The following is a 16,710-nucleotide window of genomic DNA, read 5'->3' on the forward strand; positions in this document are numbered from 1 at the left end:
GAACCGGCAGCGGGCCGCACCGCTCGCTGCGTAGAGTGACGGCGTGACTCAGGGCGCCTCCACGGGAACCGCGGCCACCGCCGCCTACCTCCGATTCCCCCACCTGCACGGCGACTTGGTGACGTTCGTCGCCGAGGACGACGTCTGGCTCGCCCCGCTCGACGGCGGCCGGGCCTGGCGGGTCAGCGCCGACAACCGGCCGGTGACGACGCCCCGGATATCCCCGGACGGCACCCGCCTCGCCTGGACGTCCACCCGTGACGGCGCCCCCGAGGTGCACCTCGCCCCGGTCGACGGAGGCCCCGCCGAGCGGCTGACGTACTGGGGCGGCCGCCGTACCGAGGTGCGCGGCTGGACGGCGGACGGGCGGGTGCTGGCGCTCGGCGCGCACGGCCGGCACAGTTCCCGGCACACCTGGGCGCACGCCGTGCCGCTCGACGGCGGCCCGGCCGAGACCCTGCCGTACGGGCCGGTCGGGGACGTGGCGCCGGGGCCCGCCACCGTGCTGTTGTCCGCGCCGATGGGCCGCGAGGCCGCCTACTGGAAGCGCTACCGGGGCGGCACGGCGGGCAAGCTGTGGATCGACCCCGACGGCGACGGCCGGTTCGCGCGACTGCACGAGGACCTCGACGGGAACATCGAGTGCCCGGTGTGGGCCGGCGGCCGGATCGCCTTCCTCTGCGACCACGAGGGCACCGGAGCCGTCTACTCCTCCCTCCCCGACGGCTCCGACCTGCGCCGGCACACCCCCCTCGGCGGCTTCTACGCCCGGCACGCGGCCGGTGACGGCGACCGCGTCGTCTACAGCTCGGCCGGTGAACTCTGGCTCCTGGACGACCTGGAGGGCGCCGAGCCGCGCCGCCTCGACGTGGCGCCGCGCGGCACCCGCACGGACCTGCGCGCCCGGCCGGTCGACGCCGCCCGCTGGTTCGGCGAGGCGTCCCCCGACCACACCGCGCGCGGCAGCGTCGTCTGCGTGCGCGGCGGCATCCACTGGGTCACCCATCGCTCCGGTCCCGCCCGCGCCCTCGCCGCCACCCCCGGCGTCCGCACCCGGACGCCGCGCGCCTTCCGCGCCGGGGCCGAGGAGTGGGCGGTGTGGGTCACGGACGCCGAGGGCGACGACGCCCTGGAGTTCGCGCCCGCGACCGGCACCGTGCCCGGCGCCCCGCCCCGCCGGCTCGCCGCCGGGCAGCTCGGCCGGGTCCTGGAGCTGGCCGTGGCACCCGACGGCAGCCGGGTCGCGGTCGCCGCGCACGACGGCCGGCTGCTGCTCGTCGAACGCGAGACCGGCGAGGTCCGCGAGGTCGACCGCAGCGACGACGGCGAGGTCTCCGGCCTCGCCTTCTCGCCCGACTCCGCCTGGCTGGCCTGGGCCCACCCCGGGCCCCGCCCGCTGTCGCAACTGCGCCTCGCCCACACCACCGACCTGTCGGTCACCGAGGCGACCCCGCTGCGCTTCCAGGACTACGCGCCCGCCTTCACCCTCGACGGCCGGCACCTCGCGTTCCTCTCCAACCGCGCCTTCGACCCGGTCTACGACGAGCACGTCTTCGACCTCGCGTTCGTGGTCGGCGCCCGCCCGCACCTGATCACCCTGGCCGCGACCACCCCCTCGCCGTTCGGCCCGCAGCGCCACGGCCGTTCCTTCGAGACGCCGGACAAGGACGAGACCCCGGACGGCGAGGCCACCCCCGCCACCCGCATCGACCTGGAGGGGCTCGCCGACCGGATCGTGCCGTTCCCGGTCGAGGCGGGCCGCTACTCGACGCTGCGCGCCGCCAAGGACGGCGTCCTGTGGCTGCGCCACCCCGTGCAGGGCGTCCTCGGTGCCGCCCGCGCCCACCCCGAGGACCCCGATCCGCACACCGAGCTGGAGCGGTACGACCTCGCCCAGCGCCGGCTGGAGCAACTCGCCTCCGCCGCCGATCACTTCGAGGTCAGCGGCGACGGCCGCCGGGTGCTGCTGTGGAGCGAGGGCCGCCTGCGGGTCGTCCCCGGCGACCGCCGCGCCGGTGCCGACGACGACGGCGACGCCGGCGTCACCGTCGACCTCGCCCGGGTCCGGCAGACCGTCGACCCGGCCGCCGAGTGGCGGCAGATGTACGACGAGACCGGCCGCCTCATGCGCGACCACTTCTGGCGTCCCGACCTCGGCGGCGTCGACTGGGACGGCGTCCTGGAGCGCTACCGTCCGCTCCTCGCCCGCCTCGCCACCCACAGCGACCTGATCGACCTGCTCTGGGAGGTGCACGGCGAACTCGGCACCTCGCACGCCTACGTCACCCCGGGCGGCGGCCCCGGCGGTCGCGCCCGGCACGGTCTGCTCGGCGCCGACATCTCCCGCCACGAGGACGGCTGCTGGCGCATCGACCGCATCCTGCCCGCGGAGACCTCCGACCCGGACGCCCGCTCCCCGCTCGCCGCGCCCGGGGTGGCCGTCCGCCCCGGCGACGCGATCATCGCCGTGGCCGGGCACCCCGTCGACCCCGTACGCGGTCCCGGCCCCCTCCTGGTGGGCACGGCCGGCCACCCCGTCGAGCTGACCGTCTCCCCGGCCGCCGGCGGCGAACCCCGCCACCCGGTCGTCGTCCCCGTCGCCGACGAGGAGGCCCTGCGCTACCACGCCTGGGTCGCCGACCGCCGCGCCCACGTCCACGCCGCGTCCGGCGGCCGTCTCGGCTACCTCCACGTGCCCGACATGCAGGCGCCGGGCTGGGCGCAGATCCACCGGGACCTGCGGGTCGAGGTCACCCGGGAGGGCCTGGTGGTCGACGTCCGCGAGAACCGCGGCGGCCACACCTCCCAGCTCGTCGTGGAGAAGCTGGCCCGCCGGGTCATCGGCTGGGACCTCGCCCGCGGCATGCGCCCCACCAGCTACCCCCTGGACGCGCCCCGCGGCCCGGTCGTCGCGGTCGCCAACGAGTTCTCCGGCTCCGACGGCGACATCGTCAACGCGGCCGTCAAGGCGCTCGGCATCGGCCCGGTCGTCGGCACCCGCACCTGGGGCGGTGTCGTCGGCATCGACAGCCGCTACCACCTGGTCGACGGCACCCTGGTCACCCAGCCGAAGTACGCGATCTGGCTGGACGGCCCCGGCTGGGACGTGGAGAACCACGGCGTGGACCCCGACGTCGAGGTGGTCCAGCGACCGCAGGACTGGGCGGAGGGCCGGGACGCCCAGCTCGACGCGGCCGTCGCCCTGGCGCTGGAAGCCCTGGAGTCGGCGCCCGCGAAGACCCCGCCGGACCTGCCGGCCTGAGGGGGGCGCGGCTCACCGCCCGACCGGCCACCGGCCCTCGCGCGGGCCACCGCCCGACCGGCCACCGGCCCTCGCGCGGGCCACCGCCCGACCGGCCACCGGCCCTCGCGCGGGCCACCGCCCGACCGGCCACCGACCCTCGCGCGGGCCACCGCCCGACCGACCACCGACCCTCGCGCGGGCCACCGCCCGACCGGCCACCGGCCCTGCGCACCCGAACCACTACGATGCCCACGGCACCGATCACAGGAGGCACGCATGGCCGGCGAACCGCAGGACGACTGCCTGTTCTGCAAGATCGTGGCGGGCGAGATCCCGGCGACGATCGTCCGCGAGACCGAGACGACCCTGGCGTTCCGGGACATAAACCCGCAGGCGCCCACCCACGTCCTGGTGATCCCCAAGGCCCACTACGAGAACGCCGCCGCGCTCGCCGCCGGCGCCCCGCAGATCGCGGCCGACGTCCTCGCCGAGACCCGGGCCGTGGCAGACGAGGAGAAGCTGGACAGCTACCGCACCGTCTTCAACACCGGTGCCGGCGCCGGCCAGACCGTCTGGCACGCCCACGCCCATGTCCTCGGCGGCCGCGGCCTCCAGTGGCCCCCCGGATAGGGCGGAACCGGCACCGTGTCCGTCCGTGAACTGGTGGTCCTCGGCACCGCCAGCCAGGTCCCCACCCGGCACCGCAACCACAACGGCTACCTGCTGCGGTGGGACGGCGAGGGCATCCTGTTCGACCCCGGCGAGGGCACCCAGCGGCAGATGCTGCGCGCCGGGGTCGCCGCCCACGACCTGAACCGGATCTGCGTCACGCACTTCCACGGCGACCACTGCCTGGGCCTGGCGGGAGTCATCCAGCGCATCAACCTCGACCGGGTGCCGCACGAGGTCACCGCGCACTACCCGGGCTCCGGCCAGGTGTTCTTCGACCGTCTGCGCCACGCGACCGCCTACCGGGAGACGGTGAGCCTCACCGAGGCCCCGGTCGCCGCCGACGGCGTCCTCGCCGTGACCCCGGCGTACACCCTCGACGCCCGCCGGCTCTCCCACCCCGTCGAGTCCTACGGCTACCGGCTCGTCGAGCCCGACGGCCGCCGCATGCTGCCCGACCGGCTCGCCGCGTCCGGCATCCGGGGCCCGGACGTCGGCCTGCTCCAGCGCACCGGCAGGGTCGGGGACGTGTCGCTGGCGGACGTCAGCGAGGTGCGGCGCGGGCAGCGCTTCGCGTTCGTCATGGACACCCGCCTCTGCGACGGCGTCCACGCGCTGGCGGAGGGCTGCGACCTGCTCGTCATCGAGTCCACGTTCCTCGACGAGGACGAGGCGCTGGCCGTCGAGCACGGGCACCTGACCGCCGGCCAGGCCGCCCGCGTGGCGCGCGACGCCGGCGTACGGCACCTGGTGCTGACCCACTTCAGCCAGCGCTACACCGACCCCGCGGAGTTCGAGCGGCAGGCGCGGGCGGCGGGCTTCGGGGGCGAGCTGACCGTGGCCCACGACCTGCTGCGTGTACCGGTTCCGAAACGGCGGTAAACCACCCGTACGATGCTTTGATGCCTCTCCCCAAAGCGGAACTGCACCTGCACATCGAAGGCACCCTGGAGCCCGAGCTGGCGTTCGCGCTGGCCGCGCGCAACGGCGTCGAGCTGCCGTACGCCGACACGGAAGCGCTCCGTGAGGCCTACCGGTTCGAGGACCTCCAGTCCTTCCTGAACCTGTACTACGAGCTGATGGCCGTCCTGCGCACCGAGCGGGACTTCGCCGACCTGGCCGACGCCTACCTCGCCCGCGCCGCCGCGCAGGGCGTGCGGCACGCCGAGATCTTCTTCGACCCGCAGGCCCACCTCGCCCGGGGCGTGGCCATGGGCACGGTGGTGGAGGGGCTGTGGCGGGCGCTGGGCCGCAGCGAGGAGCGGCACGGCGTCTCCACCAGGCTGATCATGTGTTTCCTGCGGGACGAGTCCGCCGAGTCGGCCCTGGCGACCCTGGAGGCCGCGCGGCCGTACCTGGACCGGATCACCGGGGTCGGCCTGGACTCCGCCGAGGTCGGGCACCCGCCGGCGAAGTTCCGCGAGGTGTACGAGGCCGCCGCCGCGCTCGGGCTGCGCCGGGTGGCGCACGCCGGGGAGGAGGGCCCGCCGGAGTACGTCACCGAGGCGCTGGACGTGCTCGGCGTGGAGCGCGTCGACCACGGGCTGCGCTGCCTGGAGGACCCGGCGCTGGTCGAACGGCTGGTCCGGGAGCGTGTCCCGCTCACCCTGTGCCCGCTGTCCAACGTCCGGCTGCGCGCCGTGGACACCCTGGCGGACCATCCGCTGCCGGCCATGCTCGACGCCGGACTGCTGTGCACGGTCAACTCCGACGACCCGGCGTACTTCGGCGGGTACGCGGGCGACAACTTCGCGGCGGTCGGCACCGTCCTCGGCCTGTCCCGGGACCGGCTGCGCGAGCTGGCCCGCAACTCCTTCCTCGCCTCCTTCCTGGAGGACGACGAGGACCGCAGGGCCCGCTGCCTCGCCGAGGTGGACGCCTACGAGTTCGGCGACGAGCTGTCCTAGCCGCGCCCCGCACCCCCGGCGCGGGCCTCGGCGCCGGGGGTGATCCGGGTCACGATGACGTCCGGGGATGGCGGAGCGGGGGACGACCGTCTAGCCTCCGTTCTTATATGTGACCTCCATTCATAAGAGGAGATGGTCCCGTGGGCGGCGACCCGGCTGCGCAGGACGTGGCGCGGCGGCTCCAGGAGGGGATGGCGCGAGGCGTGCTGTCCTTCCCGCTGACCGCCTTCCACGACGACGGCTCCCTCGATCCCGACGGCTTCCGCGCCCACGCCGCCGACCAGCTCGCCGCCGGACCCGGCGCCCTCTTCCCGGCCTGCGGCACCGGCGAGTTCTTCTCCCTGGACGAGGACGAGTACCGCACGGTCGTCACCGTCGCCGTCGAGGAGGCGGCCCGCGCCGTGCCCCCGGGCGCCGGCGCCGCACCCGGGGCCCGGGTGCCCGTCGTGGCCGGCACCGGCTACGGCTGGGCGCAGGCCGCCCGGTTCGCGCGGATCGCCGAGGAGGCCGGCGCCGACGCCCTGCTGGTGCTCCCGCACTACCTGGTCGACGCCCCCGAGGACGGCCTCGCCGCCCAGCTGGAACGGCTCGCCGCCCGCACCCGGCTGCCCCTGATCGCCTACCAGCGCGGCCAGGTGGCCTACGGCGTCGACGCGCTGCGCCGCATCGCGCGCGTCCCGGGCGTCATCGGCCTCAAGGACGGCCACAGCGACCTCGACCGCCTCCAGCGCCTGACCCTCGCCGCCCCCGACGGCTTCCTCTTCTTCAACGGCGCCGCCACCGCCGAGATCCAGGCCCGCGCCTACGCGGCCGTCGGCGTCCCCGCCTACTCCTCCGCCGTCCACGCCTTCGCCCCCGAGATCGCCGGCGCCTTCCGCACCGCACTGCGCGCGGACGACCACGCCACCACCGACGCCCTGCTGCGCGGCTTCTACGTCCCCTTCGTCGAACTCCGCGACCGCGCGCCCGGATACGCCGTGTCCCTGGTGAAGGCGGCGGCCCGGCTGCGCGGCCGGCGCGTCGGCCCGGTGCGCGCCCCGCTCACCGACCCCGCGCCCGCCGACCTCGCCGCCCTGAAGGCCCTCCTCACCGCCGGACTCGACCTCGTGGGAGCCTCCCTGTGACCCGTGACCTGACCATCACCGAGGTACGGCTGACGCCGATCCTGGTCGCCGACCCGCCGCTGCTCAACACCCAGGGCGTGCACCAGCCGTACACCCCCCGGCTGATCGTGGAGGTCGTCACCGCCGACGGGGTCACCGGGCTCGGCGAGACCTACGGCGACACCAAGTACCTGGAACTGGCGCGGCCGCTGGCCGAACGGCTCACCGGCCGCTCGGTCATGGACGTGAACAGTCTGTTCGAGATGGACCTCGCCGTGGACGCCTCCCGGATCGAGGGCCGGGCGGACGCCGGCGGGCTGCGCGGGGTGCAGAGCGCCGACAAGCTGCGGCTGTCCGTGCTCTCCGCCTTCGAGGTCGCCTGCCTCGACGCCCAGGGCAGGGCGCTCGGGCTGCCCGTGCACGCGCTGCTCGGCGGCCGGGTCCGCGACGCCGTCGAGTACAGCGCCTACCTCTTCTACAAATGGGCCGCCCACCCGGCGGGCGTCCCCGCCGAGCCGGACGAGTGGGGCCCCGCACTCGACCCGGCCGGAGTGGTGGCGCAGGCCCGCCGGCTCCGGGAGCTGCACGGCTTCGGCTCCTTCAAGCTCAAGGGCGGTGTCCTCCCGCCCGCGCGGGAGATCGCCGCCGTACGGGCCCTCGCCGAGGCCTTCCCCGGCTGCCCGCTGCGCCTGGACCCCAACGGCGCCTGGTCCGTGGCGACCTCGCTGGAGGTGGCGGATGAGCTCGGGGACGTCCTGGAGTACCTGGAGGACCCGACGCTGGGCACGCCCGGGATGGCCGCCGTCGCCGCAGGCACCGACGTCCCCCTCGCCACCAACATGTGCGTGACGACGTTCGGCGAGATCAGGGAGGCGTTCGAGCGGCGCGCCGTGCGGGTCGTCCTCTCCGACCACCACTACTGGGGCGGGCTGCGCAACACCCGGCACCTCGCCGCGATCTGCGCCGCGTTCGGCGTCGGGGTGTCCATGCACTCCAACACCCACCTGGGCATCAGCCTGGCCGCGATGACCCAGGTGGCGGCCACGGTCCCCGGCCTGCGCCACGCGTGCGACTCGCACTACCCCTGGCAGTCCGAGGACGTCCTCACCGAGCGGCTCGTCTTCGAGGGCGGCCGGATCGCGGTGGGCGACGCCCCCGGTCTCGGCGTCGAACTGGACCGCGACGAACTGGCCCGCCTGCACCGGCGGTGGGCCGCGGACGACGGCCGGTACCGGGACCGCGACGACGCGGCGGCGATGCGGGCGGCCGAACCGGGCTGGCGTACGCCGGTGATGCCGCGCTGGTGACCGCGGGGGCACGGCGTCCGGGGGCGCGGCCTGGTGCACACTGGCCGGAACCGCACCACCGTCAGGGAGCGCACCGTGACCCCGTTGCACACGGCCACCGGAGAGGAACCGGAACACCTCACGCAGACCGCGCGCGGCCAGACCCAGGTCGACCCGCTCGCCGCGCTGCGCGCGCCGGAGGACCCGCCCTGGGACGTGTACCTCACCGGCACCGTCTTCCTCGACATCGTCTTCACCGGCCTTGACTCGGCGCCCGTGCGCGGCACCGAGTCCTGGGCCAGGGGGATGGGGTCCAGCCCCGGCGGGGTCGCCAACATGGCGACCGCGCTGGCCCGGCTGGGCCTGCGGACCTCCCTCGCCGCGGCCTTCGGCGACGACCACTACGGCGAGTACTGCTGGGACGCGCTCGCCCAGGGCGAGGGCATCGACCTGTCGGCCTCCCGGACCGTGCCCGGCTGGCACTCGCCGGTGACCGTCTCCATGGCGTACGAGGGGGAGCGGACCATGGTCTCCCACGGGCACGAGCCGCCCCCCGAGGAGCCGGCGCCGGACTGCCCGCCGCCCGCGCGGGCGGCCGTCGCCTCCCTCCTGCCGGGCACGCGGGCCCCGTGGATCGCGCAGGCCGCGCGGGAGGGGACCCGGATCTTCGCCGACGTCGGCTGGGACGAGACCGGCGCGTGGGACCTGGCCGGGCTGGCCGACCTGGAGCACTGCGAGGCGTTCCTGCCCAACGCGGAGGAGGCCATGCGGTACACCGGCGCGGACTGCCCGCGGGCCGCCGCGCGTGCCCTGACCGAGCGGGTGCCGGTGGCCGTGGTGACGCTGGGGGCGCAGGGGGCGTACGCGGTGGACCGGCGCACCGGCGAGACGGCTGAGGTGCCGGCCATCGCGGTGGAGGCACTCGATCCGACCGGGGCGGGCGACGTGTTCGTCGCCGGGTTCGTGACGGGATCGCTGGCGGGCTGGCCGCTGGCCGACCGGCTGGCCTTCGCGGGCCTCACGGCGGCGCTGTCGGTGCAGGAGTTCGGCGGGTCGCTGTCGGCGCCGGGCTGGTCGGAGATCGGGGCGTGGTGGCGGCGGGTCCAGTCCCTGCCCGGGCAGGACCCGAAGGCACTGCGCCGGTACGCGTTCCTCGACGGGCTGGTCCCGCGCGAGCTGGACCGGCCCTGGCCGCTGCGCCGGGCGGTGCCGACCATCGGCTTCCGGCGCTCCGGCTGACGCGCGGGGGGCCCGCGGGCCCGTGTCCCGGGTGAGCGGTGTGCGAAAAGACCTTCGGTGTTGTCGGTCCCGCGTCGTACTCTTGATGACGCGAGGCCGCCCACAGCGACGCGGCCGTGACGAGGAGGAAGCGCAGGCCTTCAGCGCCGGCCCATGACAGAGACACCCACAGCTCACACCCCCGCGCAGGAGCAGGCGAGAGCGCAGTTCACCGTCCCCGCCCAGCACCCCATGGTGACCGTGCTGGGATCCGGCGACGCCCTCCTGCGGGTGATCGAGAGGGCCTTCCCGGCGGCCGACATCCACGTCCGGGGCAATGAGATCAGCGCGGCGGGCGACCCGGTCGACGTCGCCCTGATCGCGCGCGTGTTCGACGAGATGATGCTGGTGCTCCGCACCGGGCAGCCGATGACGGAGGACGCAGTGGAACGCTCGATCGCCATGCTGAAGTCGAGCGAGAACGGGACGAGCGACGGGCCGGAGACCCCGGCGCAGGTACTGACGCAGAACATCCTGTCCTCACGCGGTCGCACGATCCGCCCCAAGACCCTCAACCAGAAGCGCTACGTCGACGCCATCGACAAGCACACGATCGTCTTCGGCATCGGTCCCGCCGGCACCGGCAAGACCTACCTGGCCATGGCCAAGGCCGTCCAGGCCCTCCAGTCCAAGCAGGTCAACCGGATCATCCTGACCCGGCCGGCGGTCGAGGCCGGGGAGCGGCTCGGGTTCCTGCCGGGCACGCTCTACGAGAAGATCGACCCCTATCTGCGCCCGCTGTACGACGCGCTGCACGACATGCTCGACCCGGACTCCATCCCGCGGCTCATGGCCGCCGGGACGATCGAGGTCGCGCCGCTCGCCTACATGCGCGGACGCACGCTCAACGACGCCTTCATCATCCTGGACGAGGCCCAGAACACGAGCCCCGAGCAGATGAAGATGTTCCTCACCCGCCTCGGCTTCGACTCGAAGATCGTGATCACGGGTGACGTGACGCAGGTCGACCTGCCCAACGGGCAGAAGTCGGGTCTGCGCCAGGTCCAGGACATCCTCGAAGGCGTCGACGACGTCCACTTCTCCCGGCTGTCGTCCCAGGATGTCGTCCGGCACAAGCTGGTGGGCCGTATCGTCGACGCGTACGAGCAGTACGACAGCGAGCACGGCACGGAGAACGGCACCCACAAGGGCGGCCGTGGCAGGGCCGGCGCCAAGGCTCCCCAGGGGAAGTAGACCAGCACGACCATGTCGATCGACGTCAACAACGAGTCCGGTACCGAGGTCGACGAGCAGGCGATCCTCGACGTCGCCCGCTACGCGCTCGCGCGGATGCGCATCCACCCGCTCTCCGAACTGTCGGTGATCGTCGTGGACGCCGACGCCATGGAGCAGCTCCACATCCAGTGGATGGACCTGCCGGGCCCGACCGATGTCATGTCCTTCCCGATGGACGAGCTGCGTCCGCCGTCCAAGGACGACGAGGAGCCGCCGCAGGGGCTGCTCGGTGACATCGTGCTGTGCCCGGAGGTCGCCGCCCGCCAGGGCGCGGAGGCGCCGACGCGGCACACCATGGACGAGGAGCTCCAGCTGCTCACCGTCCACGGTGTGCTGCACCTGCTCGGCTACGACCACGAGGAGCCCGACGAGAAGGCGGAGATGTTCGGGCTCCAGGCCGCCATCGTGGACGGGTGGCGGGCCGAGCACGGCCTGACCGGGCCCTCCCCGGCGCCGACCGTCTCGTAGCCGCCGATGTCCGTGCAGATCGTGATGGGCGCGATCGCGCTGGTCGTCGTCGCCTGGCTGGCCGCCTGCGCCGAGGCGGGCCTCGCGCGGGTCTCCAGCTTCCGCGCCGAGGAGGCCGTCAAGTCCGGCCGCCGGGGCAGCGCCCGGCTCGCCCAGCTCGCCGCCGACCCCACCCGCTACCTCAACCTGGCCCTGCTGGTCCGCGTCGCCTGCGAGATGGCGGCGGCGGCCCTGGTGACCTACGCCTGCCTGGAGGAGTTCGCGGCCACCTGGCAGGCGCTCCTCGTCGCGATCGGCGTGATGGTGCTCGTGTCGTACGTCGCCGTCGGTGTCTCCCCGCGCACCATCGGCCGGCAGCACCCGCTGAACACGGCGACCGCGGCGGCGTACGTGCTGCTGCCGCTCGCCCGGGTCATGGGCCCGATCCCTTCGCTGCTGATCCTCATCGGCAACGCGCTGACCCCCGGCCGGGGCTTCCGGCGTGGCCCCTTCGCCTCCGAGGCGGAGCTGCGCGCGCTGGTCGACCTCGCCGAGAAGGAGTCGCTGATCGAGGACGAGGAGCGCCGCATGGTGCACTCCGTCTTCGAGCTGGGCGACACCCTGGTCCGCGAGGTGATGGTGCCGCGCACCGACCTCGTGGTGATCGAGCGGTACAAGACCATCCGCCAGGCCCTCACCCTCGCCCTGCGCTCCGGGTTCTCCCGGATCCCGGTCACCGGGGAGAGCGAGGACGACATCGTCGGGATCGTGTACCTGAAGGACCTGGTCCGCAAGACGCACATCAGCCGGGAGGCGGAGGGCGACCTGGTGTCCACGGCCATGCGCCCGGCCGTCTTCGTGCCCGACACCAAGAACGCCGGTGACCTGCTGCGCGAGATGCAGAAGGAACGCAACCACGTCGCCGTCGTCATCGACGAGTACGGCGGCACCGCCGGGATCGTCACCATCGAGGACATCCTGGAGGAGATCGTCGGCGAGATCACCGACGAGTACGACCGGGAGCTCCCGCCGGTGGAGGAGCTGGGCGACGACCGCTTCCGGGTCACCGCCCGCCTGGACATCACCGACCTCGGCGAGCTGTACGGCCTGGAGGAGTACGACGACGAGGACGTGGAGACCGTCGGCGGCCTGCTCGCCAAGGCGCTGGGCCGGGTGCCCATCGCCGGCGCGTCCGCCGAGGTCGACCTGCCCGACGGGCGCCGGCTCCGGCTGACGGCGGAGGCCGCCGCCGGACGCCGGAACAAGATCGTGACGGTCCTGGTGGAGCCGCTGGCCGTGGCCGTCGCCGGGGAGGAGCGGTCCGGGTGACCCCGCAGCGGCTGCGCGCCCTGTGCCTGTCCTTCGAGGCGGCCGTGGAGGACTTCCCGTTCGGGCCCGAGATCTCGGTCTTCAAGGTGCTGGGCCGGATGTTCGCGCTGACCAATCTCGACGGGCGGCCCCTGACGGTCAATCTCAAGTGCGACCCCGAGGACGCGGTCCGGCTGCGCGGCGAGCACGAGGGGCTGATCGTGCCGGGCTGGCACATGAACAAACGTCACTGGAACACCGTGACGGCCGACGCCGGCCTCCCCGACCGCCTGGTGCGGGAGCTGGTCGAGGACTCCTACGACCTGGTCGTCGCCGGCCTGCCCCGAGCGCAGCGGCTGCGCCTGGACCGGCCCTGACGATCCGGTACCGCCGTACCGCCCCGCGTGACCCCGTGTCAGAATCCGGTGCGTGACCGTCCGATACCCGCGACCGCTGCGCCCCGGTGACCGTATAGGTGTGACCTCCCCGTCCAGCGGGGTGGCCGAGGCGATGCGCGGCCGCCTCGACGTGGCGGTGCGGGACCTGGAGGCGCGCGGCTACGAGGTGGTCGTCGGCCGGTGCATGGACGGCTCAAGGCACGTCAGCGCCCCGGCCGCCGAGCGCGCCGCCGAACTGACCGCCCTGCTGACCGATCCGACGGTCCGGGCCGTCGTCCCCCCGTGGGGCGGGGAGACCGCGATCGACCTGCTGCCCCTGCTGGACTTCGGCCGGATCGCCGAGGCCGAGCCCACCTGGATGGCCGGCTGGTCCGACATCTCCACGCTGATCACCCCGCTCACCCTGCTCACCGGCGTCGCGACCGTCCACGGCAACAACCTCATGGACACCCCCTACCGGACGCCCCCGGGCCTGCTGTCCTGGCTGGACATCGTCACCGCGCCGCGGGGCACGGAGCTGCGCCAGACCCCGCCGGGCCGCCACCGGTCGGGCGGTTTCGACGACTTCCGGGCCGACCCGGAGGTGCGCGACCTCACCCTGGACGCCGAGGCCGGCTGGACCCGGCTCGACGGCACCGGGGACGTGGACGCCGGGGGCCGGCTGATCGGCGGTTGCGTCGAGACCCTCGTCAACCTGGCGGGCACCCGGTACCTGGACACCTCCGCCCTCGCCGGGGACGAGGGGCTCCTGGTGTACGTCGAGGTCGCGGACGCCGACGCCTTCACCGCCTGCCGCCACCTGCACGGCATGCGCCTCGCCGGGTTCTTCGACCACGCCGCCGCCGTCCTCGTCGGCCGTACCCGTGGCCCCGACGCCCGCACCCTGACCCAGCACGAGGCCGTCCTGGACGCGCTCGGACCGCTGGGCGTGCCGATCGTCGCCGATGTCGAGTGCGGGCACGTCGTGCCGTACCTGTCCCTGGTCAACGGCGCGCGCGGCCGTGTGGTGCACACGGCCGCGCGGAGCGAGATCGTTCAGACCCTGGACTGACCGCGGCGCAGGCCGAGGCCGACCAGGACGGCGGCGGCCAGGACGATCGCCGCGTCGAGGGCGAGCACCGTGTGGACGCCGGCCAGCAGGTTCCGGGAGGTGGTGGCCAGCACGCCCAGCACCGGGATGCCGACCGTGATGCCGACCTGCTGCGTCGAGGTCACCAGGCCCGTCGCCAGGCCCTGTTCCCCGTCCGGGACACCGGAGGTCACGGTCAGGCCGTACGAGACGATCGCGCCCAGGTGGCACGCGCTCGCCAGGGACACGGCGGCCGTGGCGAGCCACACCGACCAGGAGTGGGTGCCGAGCGGCAGCAGGGCCGCGACCAGCGCGCCCTGACCCGCCAGCGAGCCGACCAGCGTGCGGCGGGCGCCGAAGCGGCCGATCACCTTCGCGGCGAGAGCGCCGGCGACGGCCGACAGCACGCCCTGCACACCGAAGACGAGGCCGGTCTCGAACGCCGACAGGCCCAGGACCTCCTGGAGGTACAGCGTCAGGACGAAGACGACCGTCGACATCATCGAGAAGGTGACCAGACCGCCCACGTTGCCCCAGGCGACGGTGGGGCGGCGCAGCATGGGCAGGGAGACCAGCGGGGCCGCCGAGCGGGACTCCACGACCGTGAACGCGGCCAGCAGCAGCAGGCCGGCGACGAGTGCCGCGACCACGTCGGCGCGGCCGAAGCCGTGGTCGGCGGCCGTGGACAGGGCGTAGATCAGCGAGAGCAGGCCGGTGGTGACGGTGACCGCGCCGGGCACGTCCAGGCGCGGGCGGTCGGGGGTGCGCGACTCCGGCAGCAGGCCCGGGGCCAGCGGCAGCACGATCAGCGCGAACAGCGTGAGCAGGGCCATGGTGGAGCGCCAGCCCAGCGCGTCGGTCAGCACACCGCCCGCGACCATGCCGACGGTGAAGCCCAGCGAGAGCAGCGTGCCGGAGATGCCGAGGGCGCGGTCGCGGGCCGGCCCCTCCGGGAAGGTCGTGGTCAGCAGGGACATGCCGGCCGGGACGATCGCCGCCGCGCCGAGGCCCTGGAGGGCCCGCCCGGCGAGGAAGGACGCCGGGTCCCAGGCCAGGGTCGCCAGCAGCGAGGCCGCGCCGAAGAGGGCCAGACCCGACAGGAACAGCCGGCGGCGGCCGTACAGGTCGCCGACGCGGCCGAACAGGAGCAGGAAGCCCCCGGAGGGCAGCGCGAACGCGGTGACCGCCCACTGGAGGGTGGAGCGGCTCATACCGAGGTCCGAACCCAGGTGCGGCAGCGCCACGTTGAGGACGGAGAAGTCCAGCGCGACCATGAACTGGGCCGCGCACAGCACGAAGAGGACGAGCTTGTCGCGCGTCGACAGCCGGGGGGTGCCGAGCGGGGTGTCTGCGGGAGCGGGGGGTCGGGTGGTGGTGTCGATCGCCATGGCACGAGCTTGCGGCGGCCGGAACAATCGTGGGGAGTCGCAACTTATGGTGGTGGTGGCACCACCAGACACGACGGGGGAGGAGCGGCACGTGCCTGCTGCGGAGGCGACGAGGAGTCACCGGCGTGACGAGCTGCGCGAGTTCCTGATGAGCAGACGGGCCCGGGTCAGCCCGCAGGAGGCCGGGCTGCCGGGCGGCGGCGGCCGGCGCCGCACCCCGGGGCTGCGCCGGGAGGAGGTCGCCGTGCTCGCCGGCGTGGGCGCCTCCTGGTACCAGTGGCTGGAGCAGGGCCGGGACATCTCCGTCTCCCCGCAGGTCCTGGACGCCGTGGCCCGGGTGCTGCGGCTCAGCGACGCCGAGCGCCGGCACCTGTACGTGCTGGCCGGGCTGAACCCGCCCGCCCCCCAGGTGACGCCCGGGCGGGCGGACATGTGCGACGGGCTGCGGCGGCTGATCGACACCTGGATGCCGTACCCGGCCCACATCATGGACCTGTACTACAACTGCGTGATGTACAACGACGCGGCGACGCTGGTCCTCGGCATGCGGCCGGACATCACGCAGAACTGCCTCGTCGACTTCTTCACCGATCCGCTCTACCGCTCGCGCAGCAACAGCTGGGAGCGCAACGCCCGCACGGTCGTGGCCCAGTTCCGGGCGGCGTGCGCGGCCCGGCCGGACGACGAGGGGTTCCGGGCGGTGCTCGCCGAGGTGTCCGAGCGCAGCGCCGAGTTCACCGCGCTGTGGGCCGAGCGCGACATCGAGGACCAGGGGCAGGTCCGCAAGGAGCTGGACCACCCCCTCGTCGGACTGCTGGTCGTGGAGTCCACGGTGATGAAGGTGCCCGCCCGCCCCGATCTGATGATCGTGCTGCACACCCCGCTGGACGAGGCGAACACCGCGGCCAAGCTGGAGTGGCTGGCCTCGCCGGAGGGCCGCCGGGGCGCGATGTACCCCGTGGCGGGATGACCCGTCCCCGGGCTTCGTATGCTCAGGGCATGACCGAGAGCAACGCGCTTGACCCCGAGGACCGCAAGATCGTCACCCTGGCCCGTTCGGCGCGGGCCCGCAACGGCGTGCCCGAGGGGGCGGCGGTACGGGACGAGACCGGGCGCACCTACGTCGCCGGGTCGGTGGAGCTGGCCTCGCTGAGCCTCAGCGCCCTGCGCACCGCCGTGGCGATGGCGGTGGCGTCCGGCGCGACGTCGCTGGAGGCGGCGGCCGTGGTGAGCGACGCGGAGTCACTGCCGGCCGCCGACCTGGCCGCCGTCGCCGACCTCGGCGGGGCGGGCACGCCGGTGCTGCTCGCCGGCGCCGACGGGACGGTCCGCCGCACCGTCCCCGCCGCCGGCTGAGCCGGCCCGCCCGGGGTGCCG

At 74.4% G+C, this 16,710-nt stretch carries 15 protein-coding genes; 14 read left to right on the forward strand and 1 reads right to left on the reverse strand.

All coding sequences use genetic code 11. From position 1 onward, the window contains the following. Nucleotides 1–43: 43 nt before the first annotated feature. The 12 genes from ACIQVT_RS06165 (at nt 44) to ACIQVT_RS06220 (ending at nt 13,927) form a co-directional block, all read left to right on the forward strand. Entirely contained in the window at nt 44–3,262 is a 3,219-nt protein-coding gene (locus ACIQVT_RS06165) for a PDZ domain-containing protein (RefSeq protein ID WP_403748335.1), read from the forward strand. A 258-nt stretch (nt 3,263–3,520) separates the two neighbouring features. Beyond that, nucleotides 3,521–3,874: a histidine triad nucleotide-binding protein gene (locus ACIQVT_RS06170; RefSeq protein WP_403748338.1), complete on the forward strand. Its 354-nt coding sequence runs from the start codon at nt 3,521–3,523 to the stop codon at nt 3,872–3,874. A 15-nt stretch (nt 3,875–3,889) separates the two neighbouring features. Beyond that, complete coding sequence (locus ACIQVT_RS06175) at nt 3,890–4,795, forward strand: ribonuclease Z (RefSeq protein ID WP_403748340.1); 906 nt, start codon at nt 3,890–3,892, stop codon at nt 4,793–4,795. Nucleotides 4,796–4,815: 20 nt separating this feature from the next. Continuing rightward, on the forward strand, nt 4,816–5,820 hold the full coding sequence (locus ACIQVT_RS06180; protein ID WP_403748342.1) for an adenosine deaminase: 1,005 nt from the start codon (nt 4,816–4,818) through the stop codon (nt 5,818–5,820). Nucleotides 5,821–6,011: 191 nt separating this feature from the next. Continuing rightward, the gene (locus ACIQVT_RS06185; RefSeq protein WP_403749702.1) at nt 6,012–6,944 is read left to right on the forward strand and encodes a 5-dehydro-4-deoxyglucarate dehydratase; all 933 of its coding nucleotides are present in this window, start codon (nt 6,012–6,014) and stop codon (nt 6,942–6,944) included. Then, nucleotides 6,941–8,230, forward strand: coding sequence for a glucarate dehydratase family protein (locus ACIQVT_RS06190; RefSeq protein WP_403748345.1), 1,290 nt, complete (start codon nt 6,941–6,943; stop codon nt 8,228–8,230). The genes ACIQVT_RS06185 and ACIQVT_RS06190 overlap by 4 nt, the downstream gene beginning before the upstream one ends. A gap of 84 nt (nt 8,231–8,314) precedes the next feature. Continuing rightward, nucleotides 8,315–9,448, forward strand: coding sequence for a carbohydrate kinase family protein (locus tag ACIQVT_RS06195; protein ID WP_403749704.1), 1,134 nt, complete (start codon nt 8,315–8,317; stop codon nt 9,446–9,448). A gap of 153 nt (nt 9,449–9,601) precedes the next feature. Next, entirely contained in the window at nt 9,602–10,681 is a 1,080-nt protein-coding gene (locus tag ACIQVT_RS06200) for a PhoH family protein (RefSeq protein WP_403748347.1), read from the forward strand. 12 nt (nt 10,682–10,693) lie between these two features. Beyond that, a complete protein-coding gene (gene ybeY / locus ACIQVT_RS06205) occupies nt 10,694–11,191 on the forward strand; it encodes an rRNA maturation RNase YbeY (protein ID WP_373909517.1) in 498 nt (165 codons plus the stop codon). Between the two features lie 6 nt (nt 11,192–11,197). Further along, nucleotides 11,198–12,499 carry a hemolysin family protein gene (locus tag ACIQVT_RS06210; protein WP_403748351.1) on the forward strand — a complete coding sequence of 434 codons (1,302 nt, stop codon included), beginning with the start codon at nt 11,198–11,200 and terminating at the stop codon, nt 12,497–12,499. Next, nucleotides 12,496–12,855 carry an MmcQ/YjbR family DNA-binding protein gene (locus tag ACIQVT_RS06215; RefSeq protein WP_403748356.1) on the forward strand — a complete coding sequence of 120 codons (360 nt, stop codon included), beginning with the start codon at nt 12,496–12,498 and terminating at the stop codon, nt 12,853–12,855. Before ACIQVT_RS06210 ends, ACIQVT_RS06215 begins: the two co-directional genes overlap by 4 nt. 52 nt (nt 12,856–12,907) lie before the next feature. Continuing rightward, nucleotides 12,908–13,927 carry a S66 peptidase family protein gene (locus tag ACIQVT_RS06220; protein ID WP_403748360.1) on the forward strand — a complete coding sequence of 340 codons (1,020 nt, stop codon included), beginning with the start codon at nt 12,908–12,910 and terminating at the stop codon, nt 13,925–13,927. On the opposite strand, the gene ACIQVT_RS06225 is transcribed toward ACIQVT_RS06220, so the two are convergent. Then, complete coding sequence (locus tag ACIQVT_RS06225) at nt 13,912–15,333, reverse strand: MFS transporter (RefSeq protein WP_403748363.1); 1,422 nt, start codon at nt 15,331–15,333, stop codon at nt 13,912–13,914. The two genes, ACIQVT_RS06220 and ACIQVT_RS06225, sit on opposite strands and share 16 nt — an antisense overlap. Before the next feature lie 148 nt (nt 15,334–15,481). Between ACIQVT_RS06225 and ACIQVT_RS06230 the strand changes: the two genes are divergently transcribed. After that, nucleotides 15,482–16,303 carry a helix-turn-helix transcriptional regulator gene (locus tag ACIQVT_RS06230; RefSeq protein WP_403749706.1) on the forward strand — a complete coding sequence of 274 codons (822 nt, stop codon included), beginning with the start codon at nt 15,482–15,484 and terminating at the stop codon, nt 16,301–16,303. A gap of 29 nt (nt 16,304–16,332) precedes the next feature. Next, nucleotides 16,333–16,689, forward strand: coding sequence for a cytidine deaminase (locus ACIQVT_RS06235; RefSeq protein ID WP_403748366.1), 357 nt, complete (start codon nt 16,333–16,335; stop codon nt 16,687–16,689). Nucleotides 16,690–16,710 lie beyond the last annotated feature (21 nt).

Source organism: Streptomyces sp. NPDC100445 (assembly GCF_044759735.1).
In the GTDB taxonomy this organism is placed as follows: Bacteria; Actinomycetota; Actinomycetes; order Streptomycetales; family Streptomycetaceae; genus Streptomyces.